Source organism: Citrobacter sp. Cpo100, assembly GCF_030332595.1.
Lineage (GTDB): Bacteria > Pseudomonadota > Gammaproteobacteria > Enterobacterales > Enterobacteriaceae > Citrobacter > Citrobacter portucalensis.
Map to the genome: position 1 here is coordinate 1 of NZ_JAOWHM010000031.1, position 16,050 is coordinate 16,050.

The 16,050-nt window shown below is 54.2% G+C and carries 11 protein-coding genes and 1 pseudogene; 3 read left to right on the top strand and 9 right to left on the bottom strand.

Features of this window, described 5'->3' with window-relative positions:
* The 3 genes and pseudogenes from OGX96_RS06850 to mrdA2 form a co-directional block, all read left to right on the top strand.
* On the top strand, nucleotides 1-3,371 hold a 3,371-nt coding region (locus OGX96_RS06850), incomplete at its 5' end, for an RHS repeat domain-containing protein (RefSeq protein WP_286582548.1).
* A 415-nt stretch (nucleotides 3,372-3,786) separates the two neighbouring features.
* Nucleotides 3,787-4,065 (top strand): annotated as a pseudogene (locus OGX96_RS06855) (RHS repeat-associated core domain-containing protein); the annotation flags it as partial.
* A gap of 234 nt (nucleotides 4,066-4,299) precedes the next feature.
* Entirely contained in the window at nucleotides 4,300-6,237 is a 1,938-nt protein-coding gene (gene mrdA2, locus OGX96_RS06860) for a peptidoglycan DD-transpeptidase MrdA2 (RefSeq protein WP_048216124.1), read from the top strand.
* Here mrdA2 and bglB read toward each other — a convergent pair.
* From bglB to tap, 9 genes are all read right to left on the bottom strand, one after another.
* On the bottom strand, nucleotides 6,209-7,348 hold the full coding sequence (gene bglB, locus OGX96_RS06865) for a beta-galactosidase BglB (protein WP_032943794.1): 1,140 nt from the start codon (nucleotides 7,346-7,348) through the stop codon (nucleotides 6,209-6,211). The genes mrdA2 and bglB overlap by 29 nt on opposite strands.
* A 308-nt stretch (nucleotides 7,349-7,656) precedes the next feature.
* On the bottom strand, nucleotides 7,657-8,049 hold the full coding sequence (gene flhE / locus OGX96_RS06870; RefSeq protein ID WP_125362616.1) for a flagellar protein FlhE: 393 nt from the start codon (nucleotides 8,047-8,049) through the stop codon (nucleotides 7,657-7,659).
* Entirely contained in the window at nucleotides 8,049-10,127 is a 2,079-nt protein-coding gene (gene flhA, locus OGX96_RS06875) for a flagellar biosynthesis protein FlhA (protein ID WP_003833865.1), read from the bottom strand. The genes flhE and flhA overlap by 1 nt, the downstream gene beginning before the upstream one ends.
* On the bottom strand, nucleotides 10,120-11,271 hold the full coding sequence (gene flhB / locus OGX96_RS06880; RefSeq protein ID WP_003833866.1) for a flagellar biosynthesis protein FlhB: 1,152 nt from the start codon (nucleotides 11,269-11,271) through the stop codon (nucleotides 10,120-10,122). Before flhB ends, flhA begins: the two co-directional genes overlap by 8 nt.
* A 158-nt stretch (nucleotides 11,272-11,429) precedes the next feature.
* Nucleotides 11,430-12,074 (bottom strand): protein phosphatase CheZ, encoded by a 645-nt coding sequence (gene cheZ, locus OGX96_RS06885; RefSeq protein WP_003034659.1) that lies wholly within the window; start codon nucleotides 12,072-12,074, stop codon nucleotides 11,430-11,432.
* A 10-nt stretch (nucleotides 12,075-12,084) separates the two neighbouring features.
* Nucleotides 12,085-12,474 (bottom strand): chemotaxis response regulator CheY, encoded by a 390-nt coding sequence (gene cheY, locus OGX96_RS06890; protein WP_003034656.1) that lies wholly within the window; start codon nucleotides 12,472-12,474, stop codon nucleotides 12,085-12,087.
* A 17-nt stretch (nucleotides 12,475-12,491) separates the two neighbouring features.
* Entirely contained in the window at nucleotides 12,492-13,541 is a 1,050-nt protein-coding gene (locus OGX96_RS06895) for a protein-glutamate methylesterase/protein-glutamine glutaminase (protein WP_003833872.1), read from the bottom strand.
* Nucleotides 13,538-14,410 carry a protein-glutamate O-methyltransferase CheR gene (gene cheR / locus OGX96_RS06900; protein ID WP_032943796.1) on the bottom strand — a complete coding sequence of 291 codons (873 nt, stop codon included), beginning with the start codon at nucleotides 14,408-14,410 and terminating at the stop codon, nucleotides 13,538-13,540. Before cheR ends, OGX96_RS06895 begins: the two co-directional genes overlap by 4 nt.
* Before the next feature lie 19 nt (nucleotides 14,411-14,429).
* Entirely contained in the window at nucleotides 14,430-16,031 is a 1,602-nt protein-coding gene (gene tap, locus OGX96_RS06905; RefSeq protein WP_198802484.1) for a methyl-accepting chemotaxis protein IV, read from the bottom strand.
* Nucleotides 16,032-16,050 lie beyond the last annotated feature (19 nt).

Here is a 16,050-nt window from a genome sequence, read left to right on the forward strand (position 1 = left end):
CCGGGCCGTTCAGCGGCCATATCACCGGGGTGACGGACGGCGCAGGCCGTCGCTTCCGGCTGGTGCTGAAGCAGATGAACACACTGCCCGTCACCCGCTACGGCCAGGATGACGGGGTCCGCCTCGGTGCCGTCTGGCTGACGCACGACCCGGAATACCCGGACAATCTGCCGGCATCCCCGCTGGTGCGCTATGACTATTCCCCGCGCGGGGAGCTGGCGGCGGTGTATGACCGGGGCGGAGTGCAGGTGCGCCGCTTTGATTATGCCGCGGACACCCCGGGCAGGATGGTGGCACACCAGTACCCCGGACGCCCGCAGACCACCTACCGCTACGATGCAGCAGGCCGGGTGGTGGAGCAGCATAATCCGGCAGGCTTAAGCTACCGCTATGAATACGGGAAAAACGCCGTCACCATCACCGACAGCCTGCACCGCCGGGAAGTGCTGCACACCGCCGGTGAAGGTGGCCTGAAGCGGGTGGTGAAAAAGGAATACGCCGACGGCAGCGTGACCTGCAGTGAATACAACCCCGTGGGCTGGCTCACCGCACAGACCGATGCGGCAGGCCGGAAAACCGAATACCGGTACAGTATCGCGTCCGGTAACGTCACTGAAATTATCTCCCCTGACGGCCGGAAGACGGCGTTTTATTACAATGGCGGGCGTCAGCTGACCGGTATCATCCACCCGGACGGCTTACGGGAGAAGCGCGAATATGATGAGCATGGCCGCCTGACGGCGCAGACTTCCCGCCAGGGAAACACCACCCGCTATGTGTATGCTGACCCGCACAGTGAATCCCCCTGCACCAGTGAAGATGCCACCGGCAGCAAAAAGCAGATGACATGGAGCCGCCACGGGCAACTGCTGAGCGTCTCCGACTGCTCCGGGTATGAGACCCGCTATGACTATGACCGTTTCGGGCAGGTCACGGCCATTCATCAGGAAGACGGTCTCAGCCAGTATCGCGCTTACGATACCCGGGGCCGGCTTGTCAGCCAGAGAGATGCGGCAGGCCGCGAGACCCGCTATGAATACAGTGACGCAGGAGACCTGACGACAGTGATTGCCCCGGACAGCAGCCGCACGGAAACGCAGTATGACACGTCTGGCAGACCGGTCGGTATAACCGAAGGCGGCCTGACGCGGCAGATAACATACGATGCCGCCGGACGCGTGACACAGCTGACCAATGAGAACGGCAGCCACACCAGCTTCACGTATGACCTTCTCGACCGTCTGACGCAGCAGACCGGCTTTGACGGCCGTACGCAGCGCTATGGCTACAACACCGGCGGACAGCTTATCCGCAGCGAGGACGAAAGCCTGGTCACGCGGTGGCATTACGATGAATCTGACCGCCTGACACACCGCACGGTGAACGGCGAACCGGCGGAACAGTGGCAGTACAACGAACGCGGCTGGCTGGCGGAAATCAGCCACCTCAGTGAAGGCCACCGGGTCGCCGTGCACTACGGCTATGATGAGAAAGGCCGCCTCATTCGCGAACAACAGGTGGTGCATCACCCGGAAACGAACGAACCGCTCTGGCATCATGAGACACAGCACGGCTACAGCGACGCAGGCCTGGCACACCGCATGACATCAGACAAACTGCCTGCTGTGGAGTGGCTGACTTACGGCTCCGGTTATCTGGCTGGAATGAAACTCGGCAGCACCCCACTCATCGACTTCACCCGCGACCGCCTGCACCGGGAGACGCTGCGCCGTTTCGGCGAATATACGCTCACCACCGGCTACAGCGCGGCCGGACAGCTGCTGAGCCGGCACCTGAACAGTCCGCTTCTGAACCGCGACTACGGGTATAACGGGACCGGGCATCTGACCCGCATCAGCACCCCGCGCCAGACCCGGGAATACGACTACAGCCAGACCGGCAGGCTCACCGGCGTGCGCATGACTGCGGACGGTCTGGATATCCGCCTCCCTTACGCCACCGACCCGGCGGGCAATCGTCTGCCGGACCCGGAATTTTATCCGGACAGCAGCAGAAAAGTATGGGCGGATAACCGCATCACGGAGGATGCACAGTACCTGTACCGCTATGACCGTTACGGCAGGCTGACGGAGAAGACGGACCGTATCCCGGACGGGGCCATCCGCATGTACGATGAACGCACGCACCGCTACAGCTACGATAACCAGCACCGGCTGGTGCACTACCTCCGCACACAGTACGGCAAAAAACAGGCGGAAGGACGGTATCTCTACGACCCGCTGGGCCGGCGTATCGGAAAGCAGGTGTGGCAACGGGAGCGTGAGCATCCGGACCATGACCAGATGGCGCTGTCGCACAGGCCGTACACCACCTGGTACGGCTGGGACGGCGACCGGCTGACCACCACGCAGACGGCGCAGACCCGCGTCCAGACGATTTACGAACCCGGCAGCTTCACGCCGCTCATCCGGGTGGAGACCGCCACGGAGGCGCTGGATGTCCTGCGCCGTCACCGGACGCTGGCGGAGAAACTCCGGCAGGAAGGCAGCGAGGATGGCGCTGGCGTGATGTTCCCGCCGGCGCTGGTACAGATGCTGGACCGCCTGGAAGGAGAGCTGCGTGCCGGGGTTATCAGCGACGAAAACCGGCAGTGGCTGGCCGGGTGCGGCCTGACGCCGGAACAGATGGCGGCGCAGATGGAGCCGCTGCCGGTCCCGGAAAGGACGCTTCATCTGTACCACTGCGACCACCGGGGCCTGCCGCTGGCGCTGATACGCCAGGACGGCGCCATCAGCTGGCGCGCGGAATATGACGAATGGGGCAACGTGCTGCGGGAAGATAATCCACATAATCTGCAACAGCTTATCCGCCTGCCGGGCCAGCAGTATGACGACGAATCCGGACTGCACTACAACCGCCACCGGTACTACAATCCGGGACTGGGCCGGTATATCACCCAGGACCCGATAGGGCTGATGGGGGGGTGGCATTTATATCAGTATTCTTTTAATCCAATTCAATTTATAGATCCACTAGGCTTGGCTCAAATTTGTACAAGACCCCTTAAAGGTTCGCGAGGTTTCAGGACAAATGGCATGACAGGTCTCGACCTTGGTATTTTCCATGCACACATATTCTTTGATGATGGTACTAATATCGGCTATGGTGGTGATAGTGGGGTATTTAGTGAACCTAAAACTAATGATTATACCTGTAACAAAGAAAAATATAACGATGAAATAATGAAAAAAGCAGTCGATATAGTCAAAAATGAACCAGATAACTTATTATTTCCGAAAGGAAGTAAACAATATGAAAATGATAACTATGGTTTTATAGTAAATAACTGTCAAGACTTTGTAAGCGATGTTCTGGATGAATACAACAACATAGAAAGTGCGAAACAATGAGCCGTTTTCTGGTAAGAATTTTTATCGTTGATATTTTTATATTATCAATTCAGGCTGCATTGCTACTTTACCATCCATTTCGCTCGCAAAAAAATGATGTAATATCTGATTTAATTATTCACTTAACGTTTACTATAAAAAATGATACTGTCTTATTTCTAAATCCGCCCTTATTAATTTTCTTATATTACGCACTATTTTTTTTAACAAATAAAACTGGTGGATTGATACTGAGATTATTCGTACCAGGGATTTTAAATTTCATTACTCTGTATTGTTTTTCTTGGATTGAAATGCTTCTGTTAATAACCAATGACGTTAGGGTATAGCAGTACGAATACAGTCACCTCCGTGAGGATGATTTTAGTTAAATGGACATGCCCCGTATTAGCACCTAGCGGGACAACTGGAGGAGTACCTACAGGATAGGAAAGTTCATCTATACCACTGCGACCACCGGGGCCTATCGCTGGCGTTGGTCAACGCGAAGGGGAAAGTGGACTGGTCGGCAGAATATGATGCTTGGAGTAATGTGCTGCGTGAGAATAATCCACACAATCTGACGCAGCTCATCCGTCTGCCGGGACTGCAGTATGACGACGAATCCGGACTACACTACAACCGTCACCGGTACTACAATCCGGGACAGGGACGGTATATCACCCAAGATCCGATTGGACTGGAGGGCGGATAGAACCTATGTTCATACCCGCTAAATCCTATTAAGAATTAAGGAAAATATGGTTTAGACGAAAAAATCATCTCCAACTACAATCCTTCGTAATGGGCTTTACAGATGATTACTTATCTACAATTGTAACAACCCACAAGGAATGACACATTTCCCTAGAGATATGGAACATCTTTTGCCTGTCATCCCGTCTAAGCCTCCGTATCATTAGGCGGCGAATTAATCGGGTACGGGTCAATGACATTCAGAGATTTTGAGGCGGAAGAAAAGCTCTTCCAGCGGCGTGTATTGGTGGCCTTTGGCCTGGTAGTCATCTGTTTTGGCATCCTGATTTACAATCTGTATAACTTACAAATCTGCCAGCACCAGTATTACACCACCCGGTCGAATGCAAACGACATCAAAATGCTGCCCGTCGCCCCAACGCGTGGCATGATTTACGATCGCAACGGCATCCCGCTGGTGCGCAACGTTACCTGGTACGATATTTCCGTTACGCCGTATAAAATCAGCGATATGAATGCGTTACTCCAGCAGCTCACGCCGATCGTTGACCTCACACCTGATGACATAGACCAGTTTCGCCATGAGCTGAAAGCCAGCAGCCGCTATCGTCCTGTGGTGCTAAAAAATGCGCTAACCGATGTCGAAATCGCCCGTTTTTCGGTAAACCAGTTTCATTTTAGCGGCGTCAACATCAATAGTTACGAAGACCGCCAGTATCCCTATGGCGCGGCGCTGGCGCATGTCCTGGGTTATGTTTCAAAAATCAATGACAACGACCTGAAAGCACTGGATCAAAAGGGTCTGGCGGAGAACTACGCCGCCGATCACAACATCGGTAAGCAAGGTATTGAGCGCTATTACGAAAACGAACTGCATGGAAAAACCGGTTATCAGGAGGTGGAAGTAGATAACCACGGACGCATCGTACGCCTGATCAAAGATGTGCCGCCCGTTGCCGGAAAAGATATCCATCTGACGCTGGATTTACATTTACAGCAATACATTGAGAGCCTGTTGGCTGGCCAGCGTGCCGCCGTTTTGGTTGAAGATCCACACGACGGTTCCGTACTGGCGATGGTCTCAAACCCCAGCTATGACCCTAATCCGTTTGTCAAAGGCATCAGCTATCAGGACTATAACAAGCTACTCCAGGATAAAGACCTGCCATTAATCAACCGCGTCACGCAGGGATTGTACCCTCCCGCTTCAACGGTCAAACCGTATATGGCGATGTCGGCATTACTGAACGGGGTAATCACTCCGCAGACCAGTTTCTTCGGTGCCCCTACCTGGACGCTACCCGGCACCGAGCGACATTACCGTGACTGGAAAAAAACGGGCCACGGTATGCTGGATGTCACCAAAGCGATAGAAGAGTCTGCCGATACGTTCTTCTATCAGGTGGCGTATATGATGGGGATCGACCGGATTAACAGCATGCTCAGCCAGTTTGGTTATGGTAAACCGACCGGCATCGATCTTGATGAGGAGTATAACGGCCTGCTTCCGAGCCGCGAATGGAAGCAAAAAGTGCACAAAAAAGCCTGGTATCAGGGGGACACTATTTCAGTTGGCATCGGTCAGGGCTACTGGATTGCCACACCTATTCAGATGGTAAAAGCCATGGTCGCACTGATTAACAACGGCAAGGTTATCGTCCCTCACCTGCTGCTCGATGAAGAGAGCGGCAAAACCATCACGCCGTATCAGGCTCCAGAAGCACCATCACAAATCGCCTCGGCCTCATCGCCCTACTGGGGACTGGTGCGTCAGGCGATGTTCGGCATGGCGAATGAACCAAATGGTACAGGTTATAAGTTCTTTCACACCGCGCCATACGGCATTGCGGCAAAAAGCGGCACCTCGCAGGTCTTTAGCCTGAAAGAAAATCAGACCTACAATGCGAAGATGATCCCTGTCCGCTTGCGCGACCACGTGTTCTATACCGCATTTGCACCCTATAAGAACCCGAAGGTCGCGGTGGCGTTAATTCTGGAAAACGGCGGCAGCGATGGTGTCACCGCCGCGCCGGTTATGCGTCAGATCATGGATCATCTGTTTGCCCCGCAGGACAACACGGTACAAACAGTGACGACTGAACAATCAGGTCCGATAGCGGTATCGCCATCGAATACCGATATCAAAAATACTTTCGCAAGTATTCGGTAAGGCACAGCATCGCCATCGCCTGTCCGTAAGGCATGGAGGTCCGAGGGATGTTGCGGTAGAAATCAAGATTGTGTCCCATCCCGGTACCAAACGAGGTGTGCAGCAGTTCACCTTCCGGTGAAATATGCTGCACAATGCCGCGAATGGCTTTTTCGGCTACCGGCGCATACTCTTGCCCAACATAGCGTTTACGTACTGCTTTGAGGATCCCATAGGCAAATCCGGCAGTTGCCGATGCTTCCAGATACGACTGCGGGTCGTCCAGCAAGGTATGCCACAACCCACTTTCATCCTGGCATTTCGCCAGCGCCGCGATTTGCGCGTTCAGGACCTGTACCAGATAGCGGTGAACAGCATTGCTTTCCGGGAAATCAAGTAATTCGAGGAAGTCCGGGATCACGATAGTTAACCAACTGTTGCCACGCGCCCAGCGGGCATTAGCAAAGTTATGATTTCCTTCATAGCTCCAGCCGTGGAACCACAGCCCCGTTTCTTTATCCATCAGGTTTTGCACGTGCAGCAGGAACTGATACGTTGCCTCTTCGATGTAGTCCGGGCGATTGAGTAGCTTGCCAATCTTCGCCAGCGGTAAAACCGTCATCATCAGCGTGTCATCCCACATCTGTTGATGGTTTTCTTCCGCCAGCGTGATGTGTTGCATACCACCAAATTCGGTACGCGGCATCTCATGCATTGCCCACTCAGCCCAGCTGTCGAGCCACGGCAGATACGCTGGATTACGCGTCTCTTCATAGCGATACGCCAACGTTAAAAATGGCGCCATGGTGTTCACGTTTTTAGTGGTTGCACCTTCAGCAAAGCGATCGGCAAACCAGCTATCGATGATATCGCGCATCGTTTCATCGCCGGTTTGCAGATAGTACTGATACATCCCGTACAGGCCGACGCCGTGTGTCCACTCCCATCCCGCCCAGCCTTTAGTATCAATTACGCGTCCATCGTCCAGACGCAGTAAGAACTCACCGGTTTCGTCATGAATATTGACCAGGTTATGCGTCACCTTTTTGATCAGCGTTTTTAATTCATCCCTGGCAATAAAATGTTCTGGCTGGCGCAATAACGGGCTATGTTTAACCGGGTAAACAATCATTTACTAAACCTCTGTCAATGTCGGATTCAATGCTGTGACCTGCCCCTGTTACGGCGCAGCAGCTTTATTTGGGAGGCCCCGCAATCCTCGCTTTGACAATGGGCATCCTTATAGGGTCACAGTAAAAGCTAACAGAAAGTGAAACCTTTCTATTTCTGCCAGAAGGATTCGTGAAATGGCAAGAATGCAAAGAGTCCGGCAACGTACGTCACTTATTTTATAAAACGGCGTTTCTATTTAATTGAATGAGAGACTGGAATGTTGAAACAACCAGCAGTTTCAACTGCTGGTCTGAATGACGGAGGGTGTTAACGGTAGTTCACGATCACCTGATTGCTCTGAATGCGTAACGCGGGGATCAGGCGACCACCGCCGGGGACCTCCCAGACAAAATGCATCGGTTCAATGGCCGGAACGTTATTGAACCCGTTGGTGGTCCCACTTTGCCCGTCCAGCTCGACACAACGGGACTGAGAACATAAACGCACCCGCAAACCTGCGGGCGTGGGGCCATTCAGCTCATAGCGCCAGGCCACCAGCGTCATCAAGCCTGAGACCGGCTGGCTGGGAACCAAAGGATCAGACGAGGCTGACTGGCCACGGTGATTTAAGGTGATCCCCATTCCGCTTGCCTGCCAGGCTCCTTCTCCGGCAGCCTGCGCCATCAGAGGAAAAAACAACAACCACAGTAACTTTCGCATTATTTACCTCCAATGGTCGCCGTCATGCGGATATGGCGGTTATCGGAAAGCTCCATGTTCGATAACACCACCAACTGCGGGATGCTGCGGCGTAAAAACCGCGCCAGTAACGGACGTAACGCGTGATTAACCAGCAAGACCGGCGGCGCGCCCAACATTTCCTGTCGGGACAGCGCTTCCTGAGTCTGGGCCAGCAGTCGGTCTGCCAGCCCAGGCTCCAGGCCGCCTCCGCCCTGCAGCGCTTGCAGCAGCAAACGCTCGAGTGGAGTATCAAGACCGATAACCTGAACCTCTTCATTACCCGGGAACCACTGCTGAGTGATGGCACGTCCTAACGCAACACGGACGACCGCGGTAAGCTCGTGCGGATCGTTTTGCAGCGGCGCATGTTCCGCCAGCGTTTCAAGAATGGTGCGCATATCGCGAATCGGTACTTTCTCATCCAGCAAGTTCTGCAGCACTTTATGCAGCGTGGTGAGCGTCACAACACCCGGCACCAGATCTTCCGTCAGCTTCGGCATCTCCTGCGACACACGATCCAGTAGCTGTTGCGCCTCCTGACGGCCAAACAGCTCAGCGGCGAACTGCCCAATCAGGTGGTTTAGATGCGTAGCGACAACAGTACTGGCTTCAACCACCGTAAAGCCCTGAATCTGCGCCTGTTCCTTCAATGCGCTTTCAATCCAGATAGCGTCCAGTCCGAACGCCGGATCGACCGTTTTCTCACCCGGCAGCGACCCGGCGGCAGTACCCGGGTTAATAGCCAGCCAGCGTCCCGGATAGGCGTCACCGCTGCCAATTTCTACCCCTTTCATCAAAATTCGATAGCGGGCTGGCTGCAGATCCATATTGTCTCGAATGTGTACCACCGGCGGCAGGAAGCCCATATCCTGGGCAAATTTCTTACGAATACTGCGAATTCGCCCCAGCAACTCGCCATCCTGTTGAAAGTCCACCATTGGGATCAGGCGGTAACCAACCTCCATGCCCAGCGAATCTTCCAGTTGCACGTCGTTCCATGTGGCTTCCACCACGGAGTTGTTTTCCGGCATTTTCACCGGCTGCGGTTCATCCGGCGCTTTTTGCTCACGACCGCGCATCCACCATGCCAGAGCCAACAATGCGGCAGTAAACATCAGAAACACCAGGTTCGGCATGCCCGGAACCAGACCCAAAAGTCCAAGTACCGCCGCACTGAGCAACATGACGCTGGGGTTGCTGAACAGTTGGGTCACCATCTGTTCGCCTACGTCCTGGTCGGTACTCACGCGGGTCACGATAACACCCGCCGCGGTAGAGATAACCAGCGCAGGAATTTGTGCCACCAGCCCGTCACCGATGGTCAGCAGGGTATAACTTTCCGCAGCGCTGCCCATGCTCATACCATGCTGCAACACCCCAACTAACAGACCGCCGACCACGTTGATTACCATGATCAAAATACCAGCGATGGCATCTCCACGGACGAATTTACTCGCACCGTCCATTGAGCCGTAAAAATCCGCTTCCTGGGTCACTTCCGAGCGTCGTTTTTTAGCTTCATCTTCGCCAATCAGACCGGCATTTAAATCTGCATCAATCGCCATCTGCTTGCCGGGCATACCATCCAGAACGAAGCGCGCGCCAACCTCGGCGATACGCCCTGCACCTTTGGTGATTACCATAAAGTTAATGATGACGAGAATCACGAAGACCACGATGCCGATCGCAAAGTTACCGCCCACCAGGAAGTGACCAAAGGCTTCAACCACCTTCCCCGCCGCCGCCGCGCCAGTGTGTCCTTCCATCAAAATGATACGGGTAGACGCGACGTTCAGCGCCAGACGTAATAATGTGGTAAACAGCAAAATCGTCGGGAATGCGGCAAACTCCAGTGTACGCTGGGTGAACATCGCCACCAGCAGCACCATGATCGACAGCGCAATGTTAAATGTGAACAGCAAATCGAGGACGAAAGCCGGCAGCGGCAGCACCATCATCGACAGAATCAGCAGGATGAGGATCGGTCCGGCAAGGATTTGCCATTGCGTGGATTTCAGGTTGCTGGGCAGACGCAGCATCGCGACCAGATTAGCCATCAGTATTCTTCTCGTTCATGAAATCCAGTGCTTCTGGCACCGGAAGGTTTTCAGGTTGTGGTGGACGTTTGCCGCCAGCCAGACGCCAGCGTTTTAGCTGCCATACCCATGCCAGTACTTCGGCAACGGCGGCGTATAATTGCCCCGGTATTTGCTGACCAATTTCAGCATGGCGATAGAGCGCACGCGCCAGTGGCGGCGCTTCTAATGTCGGGACACGGTGCTCTGCGCCAATTTCACGAATGCGCAACGCAACCAGCCCGGCCCCTTTCGCAACAACTTTCGGCGCACTCATTTTGTTCTCGTCATACTTCAACGCCACTGAGTAGTGCGTAGGGTTAGTGACAATAACGTCTGCTTTCGGCACATCCGCCATCATGCGACGCTGAGCGGCCGCGCGCTGCATTTGACGTATTTTGCCTTTAACGTGCGGGTCACCTTCGCTTTGCTTAAATTCATCGCGGATATCCTGACGCGACATACGTAGCTTTTTCACATGGCTATAGATCTGGAAAAAGACGTCGAACCCCACCATCGGAATGACGCCAAGTACCACCAGAAGTGCACACATACCGACTAAATCCAGGGCGTTGCCCATCGCCGTAATCGGTGACTCCGCCATCAGACGCATCATCGCTGGCCAGTTATGCCAGAGATAAAATCCGGCCACGCTTCCCACCAACGTGGACTTCAGTATCGCTTTGAGCAGTTCTGCGCCGGTTTGCGCGGAAAACATGCGCTTAATGCCCGGCAACGGATTCAGCTTAGAGAATTTGGGTTGCAGGGATTTACCGCTGAAAATCAAGCCGCCAAGCATCACCGGGGAGATTAAAGCCACCAGAACGACGCCGGTAATCAACGGCAACAGCGCAATCATCGCGTCTTTAATCAGCAGGATGATTTGGCTGAGGATCAGATTCGGGTCGTTAACCATGCTATGGTCAAAACGTAATCCGGCCGACAGCATGCCAGCCAGCCTGCGGGCAAGCGACTCCCCACCAATCCAGATAATGCACACACCCACCAGCAAAATAAGCAGTGAGGTTAGCTCTTTGGATCGGGGGATCTGCCCTTCTTCCCGCGCTTTTTCAAGTCGGTGGGGTGTGGGGGCTTCTGTTTTGTCGTCGTCGCTTTCTTCTGCCACGCATCAGACCCTGGATAGAGATATAGGCGAGAATGATGCCAGAACAGCTATCCAGCAATGGGAAGAGTAAGCGGTAAAAAAGACGGGATTTATGGCTTTAAGCAGAATTGCGCGTAAGCCGGATGAGAGGCCCACGCCTCACATCCGGCAAATACGCATCAGAACCCGAGGCTATCCAGCAGGTCGTCAACCTGATCCTGACTTGCTACTACGCCGGCTTTCGAGGCGTCAACCTGCGGGCCGTTAAGCAAGCTTTCGTTTTCACGTTTTGGACGTGCGCCCTGTTCCGGAATGTTTTCCAACAGAACCATCAGCAACTGACGTTCAATCTCCTGGATAACATCCATCATGCGCTTGATGACCTGACCGGTGAGATCCTGGAAATCCTGCGCCATCATGATGTCCAGCAGTTGGGCATTGGTAAAGCTGGTATGTCCAGGCACATCACCAAGGAACTGACGGGTATCGGTGACCAGTTCACGAGCATCGGACAGTTCGATCGGATTTTCGAACCATTCATCCCAGCGTTTAGTCAGGTCTTTGGCCCCTTTTTCCATCGCGTCCTGATGCGGCTGCGAAGCTTCTACGCTGTTTAGCGCACGCTCCGCCGCCTGCGCGGTCATCTGCACAACATAATCGAGACGATCGCGGGCATCAGGAATCGCTTCTGCCGCTTCGGCAATGGCCTGATCCAGCCCCAGTTCACGCAGGCTGTCGCGCAGCATTCGGGTCAAACTGCCGATGCGCGCGATGATGTCCCCTGCAGAGTGTTCGTCAGCAGGTTTAATTTGTGGTTGCATCATCATCACACCCTCACATGCCCAGTTTCTCAAAGATTTTATTCAGTTTTTCTTCCAGCGTCGCCGCCGTGAACGGTTTCACGACATAGCCACTGGCACCTGCCTGTGCTGCCGCAATGATGTTCTCTTTTTTCGCTTCTGCCGTGACCATCAGCACCGGCAGAGAAGCCATCCCGCCATCGGCACGGATGGTTTTCAGCAGTTCCAGTCCATCCATGTTCGGCATGTTCCAGTCAGAAATAACAAAACCGAATCCCCCAGCCTGCAGCTTGTTCAGCGCATCCACGCCGTCTTCAGCCTCTTCAACATTGTTGAATCCCAGCTCTTTAAGCAGGTTACGCACGATGCGACGCATGGTGGAAAAGTCATCCACAACCAAAAACTTAAGCTCTTTATCCGCCATAAAAATAAACTCCTGATTCAAATACGTATTGCCTGTCCGGCACTAATTTTCACCAGCATTTGCTGGCTCACCTGGCTAAGATCGACCACTTCGCTTACGCCACCCATATTGATGGCCTCGCGCGGCATGCCGAACACCACACAACTTGCTTCGTTTTGCGCAATGGTCCAGGCTCCCGCCTGATTCATCGCTAACATTCCGGCTGCGCCATCGTTGCCCATACCGGTCAGGATCACCCCGACGGCATTGCGCCCCGCATGTTTCGCCACCGAATGGAACAGCACATCCACTGAGGGCCGATGCCGATTAACCGGCGGACCGTCATGAATTTTGATTTGATAGTTCGCGCCGCTGCGCGCCAGTTCCATATGCTTGTCGCCCGGCGCGATATACGCATGCCCCGGGAGTACGCGCTCTCCGTCTTCTGCCTCTTTCACGGTTATCTGGCACAGTTTGTTCAGACGTTCGGCGAACGAACGGGTAAACCCTGGCGGCATATGCTGGGTAATAAGAATACCGGGGCTTGAAAGCGGCAATGGCTGGAGTACATGGCGAATTGCCTCTGTTCCTCCGGTTGACGCCCCAATCACCAGCAGCTTTTCCGAACTGAGTAACGGCCCTGCTTTCAAGGTCGTCGGTGCCGCCATGGGCTTATGGGCCGCCAGTTTTGCGCGCGATGCGGTGCGGATCTTTTCAGCAATCATCTCGCTATACGCCAGCATCCCTTCGCGGATCCCCAGTTGCGGTTTGGTGACAAAATCAATCGCCCCCAGTTCCAAGGCCCGCAGCGTGACCTCTGAACCTTTGCCGGTCAGTGAAGAAACCATCACCACAGGCATTGGACGCAGGCGCATCAACTTCTCCAGGAAGTCGAGGCCGTCCATGCGCGGCATTTCCACGTCCAGCGTCAGGACGTCGGGATTGTATTTTTTGATTAAATCCCGGGCGACCAACGGATCCGGCGCCGTCGCCACCATTTCCATATCACTGTGGCTGTTAATAATTTCGGTCATGATTTGACGCATCAATGCAGAATCATCTACCGACAACACCCTGATTTTACTCATGCTTTATCCTTACCTGGCGCATGCGCATACACGGTCTGTCCACGCAGGCTAAACTCGCGCACAAGGTTGCTAAAGTTTTCTGAATGACCTGCAAACAGCAGCCCGTCAGGTTTAAGAAGTGGAACAAAACGGTGCAAAATGTCCTGTTGTGTCGTTTTATCGAAATAGATCATCACGTTACGACAAAATATGGCATCAAAAGGGCCAGGCACGTTGTACTGCTTATCCAGTAAGTTCACGCTGGAAAATTCAACATGACCTGCCAGTTCCTGCCTAACGCGTACCAGTCCTTCATGCGGCCCGGTGCCGCGCATGAAATAACGCTGCAACTGCTGGGGTGACAGCGTCTTTAGCTCATCGAGGCGGTAAATGCCGTTTCTGGCCTTTTCCAGTACTTCGGTATCAATGTCGCTGGCAAAAACGCGCCAGCGGCCCGGTGCCATACCTAAGGTATCGGCAAGCGTAATCGCAATGCTGTAGGGTTCTTCTCCGGTTGACGCCGCCGCGCTCCAGACGCGGTATTCACCGCTGCGCCGACGAGCGTGATCTGACAGCACCGGAAAATGATGCCCTTCGCGAAAAAACGCGGTCAGGTTGGTAGTCAGGGAGTTAATAAAAGCCTGCCACTCAGCACTGTTCTGGTTAGCTTCCAGCATGCTGAGATAGCGACCAAAGTCATCCAGCCCCAGGGTACGCAGACGACGAACCAGGCGGTTATAAACCATGTCCCGCTTATGGTCGGCCAGTACGATCCCCGCACGCTGGTAGATTAATTGACATATCCGACGAAAATGCGCGTCAGACAGCGCGAGGCGCTGTGTCATCTGTAACAATAATGACGTTTGCCCGGAGGGCAGAGATGATGTCATAGCGCCTTCTCAATCACATTCAGGATACAACGGGCGCAACCTGAGGCTGCGCCAACTCTTGTTTTGCTACGGTTTGCTCTTCAAGTTTAAAAAATGCGACACAAGCAGAAAGATGATCGGCCTGCGTCGCAAGTTGTCCGGCGGCGGATGCGGCTTCTTCCACCAGACCGGCGTTTTGCTGCGTCACGGAGTCCATCTGGCTGACGGCCTGCGCCACCTGCTCAATGCCTCTGCGCTGTTCATCGGATGCCGAGGCAATCTCGCCCATGATGTCGTTAACCCGGGTCACCGAACTGACTATTTCCGTCATAGTGCGCGACGCCATATCCACCAACTGCGAGCCCTGATGCACCCGGGTGACAGATTCCTCAATCAGTCCCTTAATTTCTTTCGCCGCCTGTGCGCTACGGCTTGCCAGATTGCGCACCTCACCAGCGACGACGGCAAAACCACGCCCTTGCTCCCCCGCCCTGGCGGCCTCTACCGCGGCATTCAACGCCAGGATATTGGTCTGGAAGGCAATGCTGTCAATCACGCCGATGATGTCGCCGATTTTCTGCGAGCTGGCAGAAATCTCATGCATAGTGCTGGCGACCCGGGACGTCTGCTCGCCACCTTTATGCGCTGTGTCTGCCGCACTTTTGGCAATTCCTGACGCCTGGCGTGCGTTATCAGCGTTCTGGCCGACGGTGGCGGTCAGTTGCTCCATGCTGGCCGCCGTTTGTGCCAGCGCGGCCGCTTGCTGTTCGGTTCGCGAAGATAAATCGTTATTGCCCATCGCAATTTCTGAAATACCGCTATGCATGGCTGAGCTGCCCTGACGAACGTCACTTACCGTTTCACGTAACGCCTTTTGCATCTTCTGCAGGCTGGCAAAAATGGCCGAGATCTCATTGCGCCCATAAACCGCTACCGGTCGTGCCAGGTTCCCCGCGGCAATACTGTCGAAATGGCTGCCAATAATCGCCAGCGGCTGAACGATCATCTTGCGCGACCAGAACAGCGCACCGCTGGTGAGCAGTGCCGCCAGTACCACCATGGTGGCGAAAATCACCCCCGACATGTGGTAATTGCGCTGACTCTGCTCTCCCGCCGTTTGCAACACGCTGTCGATGTTGCTCTGCCACGCATTCACATTCGCATCAAAAGCATCTTGAGCCGCCTGCACCGGCGCGGTCAGAAAATCTGACAACTGATTATTTTCAAGCCAGGTGGCCTGATGCGCGAGAGCGCTGTGCCACTGGCTGAAACTATTCTCCGTTGCGCCAAACAGCGCCTTCCCTTGCTCCGTCGAATCCGACGTCGCCATAAAGCGTTTAAACATCAATTCAGACTGCGCCAGGCTGTCGCGCGCGAGGGCCATCAGCGTTTTGATGTCCTCTGGCGGATAGCTCAGGGCGGTCAGCGTCCCTGCCTTATTAAGGGCCGTACTGGCCTGTAATAACACAGCGCGGGTTTGGGCCAGCGCAGCGCGTTGCTGATTACTCCGTTCGACCTGATTCAGGTTCTGAAAACCGTCCCGAAATGCCCAGAAGGACAAGCCATTACTGCCAATCTGCAAAACACCGCAGAGGATTAAAATCAAAAACAGCGTGGTCGAAATTCGAATACGATTAAACATCAACGCTCCCATTGGGCGG

Coding starts and splice junctions, on each gene's coding strand:
- mrdA2 (WP_048216124.1), top strand. CDS start 4,300: ATGACATTCAGAGATTTTGAGGCGGAAGAAAAGCTCTTCCAGCGGCGT.
- bglB (WP_032943794.1), bottom strand. CDS start 7,348: ATGATTGTTTACCCGGTTAAACATAGCCCGTTATTGCGCCAGCCAGAA.
- flhE (WP_125362616.1), bottom strand. CDS start 8,049: ATGCGAAAGTTACTGTGGTTGTTGTTTTTTCCTCTGATGGCGCAGGCT.
- flhA (WP_003833865.1), bottom strand. CDS start 10,127: ATGGCTAATCTGGTCGCGATGCTGCGTCTGCCCAGCAACCTGAAATCC.
- cheZ (WP_003034659.1), bottom strand. CDS start 12,074: ATGATGCAACCACAAATTAAACCTGCTGACGAACACTCTGCAGGGGAC.
- cheY (WP_003034656.1), bottom strand. CDS start 12,474: ATGGCGGATAAAGAGCTTAAGTTTTTGGTTGTGGATGACTTTTCCACC.
- OGX96_RS06895 (WP_003833872.1), bottom strand. CDS start 13,541: ATGAGTAAAATCAGGGTGTTGTCGGTAGATGATTCTGCATTGATGCGT.
- cheR (WP_032943796.1), bottom strand. CDS start 14,410: ATGACATCATCTCTGCCCTCCGGGCAAACGTCATTATTGTTACAGATG.
- tap (WP_198802484.1), bottom strand. CDS start 16,031: ATGTTTAATCGTATTCGAATTTCGACCACGCTGTTTTTGATTTTAATC.